Below are 13,022 nucleotides of genomic sequence, written 5' to 3'. Positions count from 1 at the left end.
CAGCAGCCAGGGCGGTGTGAGCCCCATGTCACACCCGGGCCGTAGCATGACCGGCGTGTTGCACATCCACCGCTCCGAGCGCACCGACGCGTTGGTCGCGCCCCTGGCCGCGGTGCTCGCCGAACCTCCGGAGGACCCGTTCACCCCGGACGTGGTGGCCGTGCCCACCCGGGGTATCGAGCGGTGGCTCGCGCAGCGGCTCTCCCACCATCTGGGGGTCCCCGCGGGCAGCACCTCCGAGGGTGTGTGTGCGAACGTCGACTTCCGCTCCCCGGGGCGGCTGGTCCAGGCCGTGCTCGCCGCGACCGGAGGGGTGGACCCGGAGGAGGACCCCTGGCGCTCGGCGCGGCTGGTGTGGCCGGTGCTGGAGACCGTCGACGGCTGCCTGGACGAGGACTGGGCCGCGCCGTTGTCGAGATACCTCGGGCAGGCGGAAGATACCGTGCGCCGCTCCCGGCGGGTGGCCCTCGCCCAACGCATCGCCGGCCTGTTCGCCTCCTACGCCCATCAGCGCCCGGACCTGATCGCGGCCTGGCTCGCTGGGATCGACACCGACGGGCACAGCGCGCCGGTCCCGGACGATCTGCGATGGCAGCCGCAGCTCTGGCGGCGCGTGCGCGAGCACATCGGTTCACCCAGCCCGGCGGAGACGCTGGCGACGGCTCTCACCGCCATCGAGGCGCATCCGGAGTCCGTCGACCTACCCGGGCGGCTGTCGGTGTTCGGGCCCACCCGCCTGCCCGAGGACCAGCTGCGGGTGCTGCGCGGACTGGCCCGTTCCCGGGATGTGCACCTGTGGTTGCCGCACCCCTCCCCCGCGGTGTGGGGCGCCGTCGAGCGTGAGCCGGCATCGAGTGTCCGCCGGGCGGGCCAGAAGCCGGTCGCTCGCCACCCACTGCTGATCTCGATGGGCAGCGATGCGACCGAGCTGCAGCGCCGGGTGCTCGACGATCCGGCGGGCCCGGTGGTGCGCCACCATGCTGCACCGCCTCCCCCTGCCACGTTGCTCGGCCGTCTGCAGCAGTCGCTGCGCGAGGACGAACCGGAACCCGGGGCACTTCCCGTCGCGGTCAACGACCGGAGCGTGCAGGTGCACGCCTGCCACGGGCGGGCGCGGCAGGTGGAAGTGCTGCGCGAGGTGCTCACGGGCCTGTTCGCCGCCGATCCGAGCCTGGAGCCACGCGACGTGGTGGTGATGTGCCCCGACGTCGACGCGTTCGCGCCGTTGATCACCGCCACCTTCGGCGCGGCCCCCGACGGCGCCACGCAGGTGCACCCCGGCCAGCAGCTGCGGGTGAGCCTCGCCGACCGGGGGGCGAGCAGCACCAACCCGGTGCTGGCCGTGCTCGAGACGGTGCTGCGGCTCGCCGACAGCCGGGTCGGGGCACCGGATGTCCTCGACCTGGCCGCCTCGACCCCGGTGCGCCGTCGGTTCCGGCTCAGCGACGACGACCTCGACCGGTGGCGCACGTGGGCCATCGAGGTGGGGGTGCGCTGGGGCGAGGACGGGTCGCGCCGCGCGCGGTTCGGGATCGACCCGTCGGTGCGCCAGGGGACCTGGGACGCCGCCCTGGACCGGGTCCTGCTCGGGGTGGCGATGGCCGAGGAGGACTCCCGTTACGTCGGCGCCGCGCTGCCGGTCGACGATGTGGGCTCCACCGACGTGGACCGGGCCGGCCGGTTCGCCGAACTGGTCGATCGGCTCGCGCGTCTGCTCGCCCGGATGGATGGCGCCCCCCCGCTGCACCGCTGGCTGGACACCCTCGAGGACGTGCTGACCCTGCTCACCGAGCCGGAGGAGCCGTGGCAGGCGATCCACGCCCGCCGGGTGCTGGCCGGCGTGCGTGAGTCCGGCGCGGCGGGTGCCGGCGGTCACGAGGAGGGGCCCCTGCTGCTGGCGGATGTGCGCGCCCTGCTCGCCGACCGGCTGGCCGGGCGGCCGACGCGCTCGGGGTTCCGCACCGGTGCACTGACGGTGTGCTCGCTGGAGCCGATGCGCGCGGTGCCGCACCGGGTGGTGTGCCTGCTGGGGATGGACGACGGCGCTTTCCCCCGGTCGCCCACGCCGAGCGGCGATGACCTGCTCGCGCGCGATCCATGCCTGGGCGAGCGCGATCTGCGCAGCGAGGACCGGCAGATCTTCCTGGACGCGGTCACCGCGGCCGGTGAGCATCTAGTGATCGTGCACACCGGCGCCGACGAGCGCACCGGTGCCTCCCGGCCCCCGGCCGTGCCGGTGGCCGAGATGATCGACGCCCTCGAGCGGGTGGCAACCGCTCCGGGCGGCGGCACGATCCGCGCGCATCTGGTGGTGCAGCACCCGTTGCAGTCCGTCGACGAACGGGCCTTCACCGACGGCGCCCTCGGCGCGCCGGGCCCGTTCAGCTTCGACGTGGCCGCCTTCCGGGGCGCCCGGGCCGGACGCGGCGAGCGGGTGGCTCCGGGCCTGCTGGTGACCGAACCGCTGCCGGCTCCCGAGGCCGCAAACACATCGGAGGACACGAGCCCGTCGCAGGCCGCCGAACGCCCGGTGCTCGACCTGGACGAGCTGATCGAACTGCTCGAACATCCGGCGAAGTGGTTCGTCCGGCGGCGGCTGGGCGTGCAGGTGCTGCGCCAGGAGGACGAGGTCGAGGACAGGTTGCCGCTGAGTGTGGGGCCGCTGGAGTCCTGGGCGGCCGGCGATCGCATCCTGGCGGCGATGCTGGCCGGCACCGAGCCGCGGCGGGCCTTCCAGGCGGAGTGGCGGCGCGGGCACATGCCGCCCCGTCAGCTCGGGAACGCCGCGCTGCTGCAGGTGATGGAACGGATCCGGCCGATCCACGCCATGGCCACCGAGGCCGCACAGATGGACGGCGCCATGGACACGGAGCACACGCGCGCCACCGGGGTGGATGTGTTGGCCGAGACCGGTCCCGTCCTGGTGGCCGGGACGGTGCCCGGGGTGCACGGGCACCGGGTGGTGCGCGCGGAGTACTCCAAGCTGGGCGCCAAGCATCGGGTCCGGGCGTGGGTCCAGCTCCTCGCCCTGGCGGTCTCGGCCCCGGACCTGCCGTGGCACACGGTGACCATCGGCCGGGGCGAGAACAGCAGATACGGCGACGATGCTCCGACCGCAGCTGCCAGTTGCCTCCGTCCGCCCGCGGACCCGGAGGCGGTGCTCACCGACCTGGTGGCGCTGCACCAGGAGGCCTCGCGGCTGCCGCTGCCGCTGCCACCGAAGACGGCCGAGCGCTACGCGGGCGCGCGGTCGCGCGGCAGCAGCCCGGACTCCGCCCTGGCCGTGGTGCGGCGCAACTGGGGGTACGACTTCGGGCCCGAGGATCCCTTCCATATCCTGTGCTTCGGCGAGGCGGCCACCCTCGAGCGCGTGGCGGGTGCGCCGTCGGCTGCGGATCGGGCGCGCCACCCGGAGGAGACGACGCGACTGGGCGCGCTCGCGCGGCGGGTGTGGGACCCGCTGCTCGCATGCGAGGAACGGAGCAGCGCATGACTGGCCCTGCCGCGCCGCACAGCCCGCGCTCGACCGTGTTCGACGTCTGCGGCGACCTACCGGTGGGCACGACCGTGCTGGAGGCCAGCGCCGGCACCGGGAAGACCTTCACCATCGCCGCCCTCGCCGCCCGCTACGTCGCCGAGGGGGTGGCCGAGCTGAAGGACCTCATGCTGGTCACCTTCGGGCGCGCCGCCACCTCGGAACTGCGCGACCGCGTGCGCGAGCGGCTCGTGGGCACCGAGCGAGCGCTGCGCGCACCCGATGCGGCCCGCAGCTCCGATGCGATCGTGGCGCTGCTCGCCGACACGGACGAGGACGAGCTGGGACGGCGGCGAGCTCGCCTGGCCCGGGCACTCTCGCAGCTGGACGCGGCCACGATCACCACCACCCACGGGTTCTGCCAGCAGATGCTGACCGCCTTGGGGATCGCGGCCGACGTCGACCCGGCCGCCACCTTCGTCCCGGATGTGGCCGACCTCGTCCGGGAGGTGACCGATGACCTCTACGTGCAGGAGTTCTCCGACGAGAAGCAGCCACGGCTGAGCCCGGACGAGCTCTACGCGCTCGGGCGCGCCGCCGTCAGTGACCATGGCGCGCAGCTGGAACCGAAGACGGACGACACCACCGATCTCGGTGGGCTCCGGTACCGGCTGGCGGTGGCGGTGCGGGCCGAGACCGAACGGCGCAAGCGCGTCGGGCACCTGATGGACTACGACGACCTGCTGGTACTGCTGCGGGACGCCCTACGCGACCCCCGGAACGGCGCGGCCGCTGCGCAGCGGATCCGCGAGCGCTACCGGGTCGTCATGGTGGACGAGTTCCAGGACACCGACCCGGTGCAGTGGGAGATCCTGCGCACCGCCTTCCACACCCACCGCACGCTGGTGCTGATCGGGGACCCGAAGCAGGCCATCTACGCCTTCCGCGGTGCCGACGTGGAGGCCTATCTGGAGGCCAAGCACGACGCCGTCACCACGGCCACCCTCGGGACCAACTGGCGCAGCGACGCCTCCCTCCTGAGCGCCCTGCACGCCGTGCTCGGCGGTGCGGCCCTGGGGCATGAGGAGATCTCCGTAGGCCCGGTCTCCCCCGCCCACCACGAACCCCGTTTCGACGGCGGACCGGCCGTGCGGCTGCGCCAGGTCACGCGCGAGGCGCTCGGGGTGCGACCGGGCAAGGACCCCTTCGTCGGCGACGTCCGCTCGTTCATCGCTGCCGACACCGCGGCGGACATCGTCGAGCGGCTCGGACGCGCGCAGGTGCGGGACGAAGGGCACTGGCGCGTCCTGCAACCGGGGGACGTGGCGGTCCTGACCCGGACGAATGCCCAGGCCGAGCAGGTGCGGGCCGAGCTCAGCGCCCGGGGTGTGCCGGCCGTCGTCTCGGGGCTGTCAAGCGTGTTCGCCACCCCCGCCGCCCGCGACTGGCTGACGCTGCTGGACGCGCTCGAGCAACCCGGGTCGCACCCACGTGCCTCGGCCCTCGCGCTGACCGCCTTCGTCGGATGGGACGGACACCGGCTCGCCACTGCGAGCGACAGTGACCGCGATCGGCTCGCCGAGACGGTGCGCACCTGGTCACGGCTGCTCAGCGGGCGCGGAGTGGCGGCGCTGCACGAGGCACTGACCCGCGGGGGGATCGCCGAGCGGCTGATGCGCACCACCACCGGCGAGCGGCAACTGACCGATCTGCGGCACGTGGGAGAGGTGCTGCACTCGGTCGCTGTGACCGAGGGCCTGGGTGCCGCGGCACTGACCGGATGGCTGCGCCGCCGGATCCGGGAGGCGACCCGCGATTTCGAGGAGGAGCGCAGCCGGCGGTTGGAGACCGATGCGGCGGCCGTGCAGGTGGTGACCGTGCACGCCAGCAAGGGCCTGGAGTTCGGGGTGGTGTACGTGCCCTTCGCGTGGGACCGGTACGAGTCCTCCACTCCCTCCATCCTCGGCTTTCACGCCGGTGACGGGCGTCGGATCCTGCACGTGGGCGGGCAGGGCTCGCACCTGTATCGCGAGGCGCGCGAGCGCTACCAGCGTGAGGACCGGGGTGAGGACCTGCGCCTGCTGTACGTGGCACTGACACGAGCCCAGCACCAGGTGGTCGCGCACTGGGCGCCCTCGCGCAATTCTGCCAAGGGGCCTTTGACGAGGGTGCTGCTCGGCGCCCGGGACCTCGGCGGCGAACCGGCGGTGGCAGCCGACACCGGCGCGCTGCGGGACGAGGCGGTGACCGAGGCGTTCGCGGACATCGCTCACCGTTCCGGTGGCACGATCGCGGCCGAGGTGGCACCGGCGGACCCGCGCCGGCAGCGGTGGGACCCGCCGGACCTGACCTCCCCCGCACTTGCCGTTGCCCACCTGGACCGGCTGCCCGACGCCGGCTGGCGGCGCGCCTCCTACACCGCACTGACGGCGGCGGCGCACCAGGGCCACCACGCGCACCGGACGTTGGCGCAGGCGGCGCCGGTCGAGGCGGACCGGGGCGAGGCAGGAGTGCTCAGCGAACCCGAGGATGCCGGGGTCCTGGACGAGCCCGCGAGCAACGACGAAGGCATCACGCTCACCCGGGCGACCGCGGCGCCGGCGCCGGGCGCCGAGGCACCGTCCCCGATGGCGGACCAGCCGGCCGGAGCAGCGTTCGGCACATTGGTGCACGAGGTGCTCGAGTACGCCGACACCGCGGCGCCGGATCTGGACGCCGAGCTCCTCGCCCGCTGCCGTGCGGCGTCCTCCGCGCGGGTGGACGGGTTGGACGTGGATGCCCTCGCTGCGGCGCTGGGCACGGTGATGCGCACCCCGCTGGGTCCGCTGGCGGCCGAGCGGACGCTCGCCGAATTCGCGCCGTCGGACCGTCTCTCGGAGCTGGAGTTCGAGCTGCCCCTGGCGGGTGGGGACGGCGACACGAGCACGCGGGACGTAGGGGCCGAACGCATGGAGGCCGCCACGCTGCACGACGTGGCGGCCACCCTCGAGGCACACCTCGACGCCGGGGACCCGTTCGCGCCCTACCCGCAGATGCTGCGGGCCCTGGCCGCCGACCCGCAGGGTCCGGCCGAGCTGCGCGGATACCTGACCGGTTCGATCGACGCGGTGCTCCGGGTTCACGGGGACCAGGGGCAGCCACAGTTCCTGGTGTGCGACTACAAGTCGAATCGCCTGGGAGGCCCGGGGAGCGAGCTGACGCTGCACGACTACCGACCCGGCGCCGTCATGGAGGCGATGCTGGACGCGCACTATCCGCTGCAGCTGTTGCTCTACCTGGTGGGGCTGCATCGCTATCTGCGGTGGCGGATGCATGAGTACGATCCCGGGGTTCACCTGGGCGGCGGCCTCTACCTCTTCGTGCGGGGCATGGCCGGCGCCCACACCCCGGTCGGGCCGGACGGGTCGCCGTACGGGGTCCTGGCATGGCGTCCGCCGCCTGGTCTGGTGCCGGCACTGTCCGAACTGCTCGACGGCGGACCGCACCGAACAGGCAAGGACGGCACCCGATGAGCGTGACCACGGCGAACCCGCCCCTGCGGCCCGAGGGTGACGTGCGCTCGGCCGTCGCAGCGCCGCCACTCCTGGCGCAGTTCAACGCCGCCGGCCTCGTGACCGCGACGGACGTGCAGGTCGCCACCCGGCTGGGCCGTCTCACCGGTGAGATGGACGAGCGGGTGCTGCTCGCTGCCGCGCTGACCGTCCGGGCGCTGCGCGGGGGGTCGGTGTGCCTGCACCTGGGAGAGCCGGCCGAGCTGGAGGCGCTGCGTATCCCCGACGATGCCGGCTCCGAGCCGGAGGCGTCGGCGGAGCCGCCGCAGTGGCCCGAGCACGCCGCCTGGGTCGAAGCGGTGCAGGCGAGCCCGATGGTCACCCTCGGAGCGGACGCTGCCGGTAGCGCCGGCGACGACGTGCGACCGGTGCGCTGGGTGAACGGGCGGCTCTACCTCGACCGCTACTGGCGGGACGAGCTGACCGTACGCCGGCTGATCGACGCCCGGCTGACGGAGGCGGATCTGCCGGTCGCCGACGGTCGCGAGGCGCTGGCGCGACTGTTCCCGGAGGCGAGCGACAGCAAGCAGCGGCTCGCCGCGACACACGCGCTGCGACGGCGGTTGACCGTGCTCACCGGCGGGCCGGGAACGGGCAAGACGACCACCGTGGCGCGGCTGCTCGCGGTGCTGCAGGACGTCGACGGTCAGCTTCGCGTGGCCCTCGCGGCGCCCACGGGGAAGGCAGCAGCACGGTTGCAGGAGGCGGCGGCCGAGGTGATCGGGGGGCTCCAGGATGAGGACAAGGATCGAGTGGGCGCACCGGAGGCGACGACAGTGCACCGGCTGCTCGGGTACAAGCCGGGCAGCACCACCCGCTTCCGGCACGACTCCAGGCACCACCTTCCCCACGATGTGGTGGTGGTCGACGAGACGTCGATGGTGCCGCTGTCACTGATGGCACGGTTGCTCGAGGCGCTGCGCCCTGAGGCACGGCTGGTGCTGGTCGGGGACCCGGACCAGCTGGCCTCGGTGGAGGCAGGCGCCGTGCTCGGTGACCTGGTGGCCCGGCCGCCGGTGGCCGAGGCGCCCGCAGGGCTGGCGGTCGAGCCGGACGAACCCAGCGCGGACCCGGACGCACAGACACAGGGCGGTGAGTCACGGCTGACGTCCGATCTGGGCAACGGGGTGGTGCGACTGACCACGGTGCACCGGCAGCAGCAGGGATCGGAGATCCTGCCCTTGGCGGCCGCGATCCGGGCCGGCGACGCCGAGCGCGTGCTGGAACTGCTGCGCGCGGGCCGGCACGGGGTCGAGCTGGTGGCGGCGGACGTCGAGCGGCTGGACGAGGCCGCGGTGGCAAGCGTGCGCGCGGACGCCATCCGGGCCGGCACGAGTCTCGTGACGCACGCCCGCGCCGGCGATGCCGCAGCAGCACTGACCGCACTGGGCGAGCACCGGCTGATGCTCGCGCACCGGCGCGGGCCCGCGGGCGTGGTCCGATGGGCCGCCCAGGTGGAGACATGGGTGCAGGAGAGTCTGGCAGCCAGCGGCGCACCAGGAGCCCGGGCGCCCTCGGCCGGTAACCCCTGGGCCGTCGGGCGTCCGATCCTGGTGACCAGCAACGACCAGGCCGTGGGGCTCTACAACGGTGACACGGGCGTGCTCGTCGCCGACGGCGAGACGGTGGTCGCCGCATTCGGGGACCCGGCCCGGCCGGTACTGGTGCGCACGCACCGGCTCCCGCCGGTCGAGACCGTGCACGCGATGACGGTGCACCGTGCGCAGGGCAGCCAGTTCACCCGGGTGTCGCTGATCCTGCCGCCGGCGGCCTCACCGCTGCTGACCCGCGAGCTGTTGTACACCGCCGTGACCCGTGCGCGGGCGTTCGTGCGCGTGGTGGGCAGCGAGGAGGCCGTCCGAGCAGCGGTCGAGCACCCGGTGCGGCGAGCGAGCGGGCTACGCGAGCCGCTCTGATCGTCGACGGACGGCCCTCGCCGCCCTACGCCTGCTGCCACTGCTAGGTCACCTCCCACTCGGCGAGCAGATGGGTGGCAGGTTCCTCCCGGAGCTCCTCGAGTTCGTACGGTGCCAGATCGTCCAAGCCGTCGCCCACCCACACGGCAGCGGCGTCACTGCGAAGCCGGGCGGTGAGGGCAGTCAGGTCCTGGCGTTCGGGGAGCCTGGCGTAGACGTGGCCGGTGCGGGTGCGCCAGGTGGTGATCCCGGTCCACGCCTCTCGCTCGACGCTGAACGCCTGCTCGGTCTTGCCCTGATGGTGGTGACGGCACAGCAGCTGCAGGTTGCTCTCCACCGTCTGTGCCCAGGCCGGAAGGTCAGGGTCGAAGGCGACGATGTGATCGATCTGGCAGCGCCACCCGGGCACCATGCACCCGGGGAAGCGGCAGGTCTGGTCGCGGTCGACGATCAGGCCGCGCAGGCGACGCGAGGGTGCATAGGAGTCGCTGCAGACCAGTCCGAGCACGGTCTCCAGGAGCGTGACGGGCTCCGCATCTCTCGCAGGGCCGCTGCGACATCGAGATGCCTCCCGTTGTCGCCTGTGCACCCACGCCGTCGTCGCCGCCGGGTCGCTACCGTCGGGGAGGCCGGGCTCTCGCGGCGACGGGAGCAGTTCTCGCATCGGGTCGAGCAGGTCCGTCCGGCCCCGCGACGGCCACCGGGGAACGGGGCACTGTAAGTGGTTCTCGAGCTCGATCTCACCCTCACGGGCCATCCGCCGCGCCGAGGCGGCCGTCACCGGGCCGTACCCGTGCAGTATCGCGGGCGTCTGATCGTCGCCCGCGAGGACAGTGGTCGTCGCCGTCACCTGCACCGCCGGCCTCCAACCCTGGCGATCGGGCAGCGCAGCACCCCCAGGGACCTCACCGGTGACGAGGATGTCGCGGAATATCTGACAGAAGGCATCGGCACGGCGCTGGTCGAGAGTGCGGGGGTCGTCGGCGCTCGTGTCGGCGGCGATGCCGTCGATGCAGGTGTAGACGGCCGACGCCTCATGGGCGGGCACGTAGGCACCGACCCAGGACATGCCATGGCGTGACGGCTCGAGCACCATCTTCCGCCGCGTCACCTCCCTCTCGTGCGCCCGCTCAGCGCCCTCCGGGTCGACCGCGAGAACGGCCGCCTCGAGCTCACGTCGCAGCTGCGGCGGGGTGTGATGCTCGGCGTAGCCGACCCCGTACTCCTGCACGGCCCGTGCCTGCGGGAGTTCGAGGCGGTCGGTGGCCTCGGTGATCAGTTCCGCCTTGCGCGCCGAGATGGCGCCACGGTCGAGTGCTTCATCGACGTCCGGTGCGGTCGCGAGCGCCGCCGCACGACCCACGATCACATCCGCCGAGTACCCCGTGGTCGCGAGCCGGGCCGCGATCTCATCGCGTGTGCGTGAGGTGCCACGGGCGCCACGACGGCGATCCACGAGCTCGGCGACGAACGAGGCCTGGAGCGAGCCCAGGTGATTGACGAGCCGGTCGGCGGCGGCGATGAACTCGATGAGCAACCCCTCATCAGGGGTCCTCATGCCGTCGCGCTCGGCCTCCAGCAGGTCCAGCAGCTCGGCGTCGGCACGGGCATCCGCGACCACCTCGGCCGCCTCGGAACAGGTCGCATCGAACGACCAGGAGGGAGTCGCCCGGTCCACCGAGCGCGCCTGATCGACGCGCTCACGCAGCGACGCACGCACGCGGCCACTGCCGCTGCCACTGGGCGCGACGCCGTCGGGTGGGCTGCCCTGATGCGCCCCCGCCCCGCTGCGTTCGTCGGCCATGGGAACAGTAGATCAGCGACCACCGACATCGACGCTGATCCGCGGAAATCCGCGGATCAGAGGGTCGCTTCACCCGCGCGCGGCGACCAGCTCCCACAGCCTCGCGTACGCCTCACACACCTGGTGCCGCGGCGCGAATGCCGCCACCGGCGCCCGCTCAGAGCCCATCCGTTCCACGATGACGCTGGCCGGGACCACGACGTCGACGATCTCCGCGTGCTCGGCCGGCAACTCCTCCGCCGCGCGCCGGTGGGAGACCTTGCGGCGGTCGACCATCGACAGGAAGGCCAGGATCGGGGCGGGCTTGGCGGAGTCGGCCACCAGGTCACGCACCTGCTCCAGGGAACGCAGCGAGAGTACGGCCGGCGGCACCGGCGTCACGATCACGTCCGCGGCGCGCACGGCGTTCTCCGCCACCAGCGAGGCGCCCGGCGGGCAGTCCAGGATGACGGTGTCGTAGGTGCCCGCCGCGTCCTTGAGGGCCTTCTCTAGGCGCCGGCGCGAGCCCTTCGCGGCGTCGAGCATCAGTTCGAGCTCGCGATAGGAGTCATCGGCGGGCAGGACATCGATCCGGTGGCCGCCGTCGGCGAACTGCGCCTGCCTGACCACCTCCGAGATCGTGCTGCTGCCCTTGACGAGCTTGGCGACGCCGCCCTTGAGCTTGGCCTTGACACCCGTCAGGTACGTGGTGGCGCCCTGGGCGTCCAGATCCCACACCAGGACGCGCCCGGACCTGCTCGCCTCCCACGCGAGGTTGACCGCTGCTGACGTCTTCCCTGCTCCACCCTTGGTGGAGTACACCGCGACGATCTTCACCCCAGCCACACTATGGGCGCTCGTGCGGTTCTGTCACCGCCACGCGGGGACTGTGCGAGCCGCCGGAGATGAACGTTCGCCGAACGGACGGCGACACCTGCCCGGCGGCAACGTCCCCTGTCACCGGTCCGCCGTACCGTGGTGCCCGAGACCGACAGGAGCATCCATGACCCAGATCATCGCCCACCGCGGCAACTCGTCCGTGGCGCCCGAGAACACCCTGCCTGCCTTCGCGGCCGCCGCCCAGGCCGGCTCGCACATGATCGAGATCGACGTCCAGGTCGCCGTCGACGGTTCGGCCGTGGTGATCCACGACTCCTCCGTGGACCGCACCACCGACGGCGCCGGGATCGTCGCCGAGATGCGCGCCACGGACGTGCGCCACCTCGATGCGGGCGAGTGGTTCGACCCGGCCTACGAGGGGACGGCCCTGCCGCTCCTCGGCGACGTCGTGGCCCTGATGCTGCGCTACCCCGACCTGGAGCTGCTGCTGGAACTCAAGGGCGCGTGGCCGATCGAGCCCACCCGGGCACTGCTCGCGCAGATCACCGAGGCCGGTCTGACCGAACGCGTCATCGCCCAGTCCTTCGAGGTGGAGATGCTGAGCACGCTGCAGACGCTCGCACCCGCGATGCGCCGCGGTCTGCTGGTCGAGGAGGCCGATGAGCGGGCGCTCGAGGCCTGCGCCACGATCAGCGCGACTGCCTGCAACCCGTCCTCGGCGAGCGTCATCGCCGACCCCTCCGTCGTGACGCGCGTGCACGAGGCCGGCCTACAGATCTTCACCTGGACCTCCAACGACGCCGTGCACTGGGCGCCGCTGGTGGCCGCCGGGGTGGACGGCATCATCACCGACCGCCCCGACCGGCTCGCCGGCTGGCTGGAGGCCCAGCAGTCCTGACCCCTCACATCGATCAGGAATCGAGAAGTGCCGCCCCCAGCCCCGCGTCTACGGTGATCAGCACCAAAGACCGACAAGAGGGGATCACGATGTCCGCATCACGCAAGGAACAGTCCGAGGGGTTCTCCGCGCAGGAGCGCGAGGCGATGAAGCAGCGCGCCGCCGAGCTCAGGACTCAGGCGAAGCGCGGCAGCCGCGACGAGACGGCTGAGGCCAAGGCAGCAGCCGACGAGGCCGACGTGCTGGCGAAGATCGCCGAGATGCCGAACGGCGATCGTGAGCTCGCCGAACGGGTGCACACGATCGTGACGACCACCGCGCCCGAGCTCGCTCCCAAGCTCTACTACGGGCAACCGGGGTACGCCCGCAAGGGCAAGGTCGTCGTCTTCTTCCGCAGCGGTCAGATGGACAAGGAGCGCTACTCCACCTTCGGTGTCAGCACGCTGGCCGCGCTCGACGACGACTCGGGACTGTGGCCGACGGCCTACGCCCTGACCGAACCCACCGAGGCCGCGTGGAAGCAGCTCGCCGGCCTGGTCGAGCGGGCGGTGGGCTGACC

The 13,022-nt window shown here is 72.8% G+C and carries 7 protein-coding genes; 5 read left to right on the top strand and 2 right to left on the bottom strand.

All coding sequences use genetic code 11. The features are described 5' to 3' along the window. Window positions 1-55: 55 nt before the first annotated feature. Genes recC through recD form a run of 3 tightly spaced genes read left to right on the top strand, consistent with a single transcriptional unit; the run spans window position 56 to window position 8,942 of the window. Window positions 56-3,493 carry an exodeoxyribonuclease V subunit gamma gene (gene recC / locus LQF12_RS03545; RefSeq protein WP_231054622.1) on the top strand — a complete coding sequence of 1,146 codons (3,438 nt, stop codon included), beginning with the start codon at window positions 56-58 and terminating at the stop codon, window positions 3,491-3,493. Next, a complete protein-coding gene (locus tag LQF12_RS03540; protein ID WP_231054621.1) occupies window positions 3,490-6,987 on the top strand; it encodes a UvrD-helicase domain-containing protein in 3,498 nt (1,165 codons plus the stop codon). Before recC ends, LQF12_RS03540 begins: the two co-directional genes overlap by 4 nt. Then, a complete protein-coding gene (recD, locus tag LQF12_RS03535; protein ID WP_231054620.1) occupies window positions 6,984-8,942 on the top strand; it encodes an exodeoxyribonuclease V subunit alpha in 1,959 nt (652 codons plus the stop codon). The genes LQF12_RS03540 and recD overlap by 4 nt, the downstream gene beginning before the upstream one ends. 43 nt (window positions 8,943-8,985) lie before the next feature. On the opposite strand, the gene LQF12_RS03530 is transcribed toward recD, so the two are convergent. Together LQF12_RS03530 and LQF12_RS03525 are read right to left on the bottom strand one after the other, a co-directional pair. Next, a complete protein-coding gene (locus LQF12_RS03530; RefSeq protein ID WP_231054619.1) occupies window positions 8,986-10,746 on the bottom strand; it encodes an HNH endonuclease signature motif containing protein in 1,761 nt (586 codons plus the stop codon). A gap of 69 nt (window positions 10,747-10,815) precedes the next feature. Continuing rightward, the gene (locus LQF12_RS03525) at window positions 10,816-11,562 is read right to left on the bottom strand and encodes a ParA family protein (protein WP_231054618.1); all 747 of its coding nucleotides are present in this window, start codon (window positions 11,560-11,562) and stop codon (window positions 10,816-10,818) included. A 166-nt stretch (window positions 11,563-11,728) separates the two neighbouring features. On the opposite strand from LQF12_RS03525, the gene LQF12_RS03520 reads away from it, so the two are divergent. Further along, window positions 11,729-12,463, top strand: coding sequence for a glycerophosphodiester phosphodiesterase (locus LQF12_RS03520; RefSeq protein WP_231054617.1), 735 nt, complete (start codon window positions 11,729-11,731; stop codon window positions 12,461-12,463). 89 nt (window positions 12,464-12,552) lie between these two features. Further along, window positions 12,553-13,020 (top strand): DUF1801 domain-containing protein, encoded by a 468-nt coding sequence (locus tag LQF12_RS03515; RefSeq protein WP_231054616.1) that lies wholly within the window; start codon window positions 12,553-12,555, stop codon window positions 13,018-13,020. The last annotated feature ends 2 nt before the right edge of the window (window positions 13,021-13,022 follow it).

The sequence above is a fragment of the Ruania suaedae genome (assembly GCF_021049265.1).
GTDB lineage: Bacteria > Actinomycetota > Actinomycetes > Actinomycetales > Beutenbergiaceae > Ruania > Ruania suaedae.
This window is presented reverse-complemented; position numbering and strand designations above follow the sequence as displayed.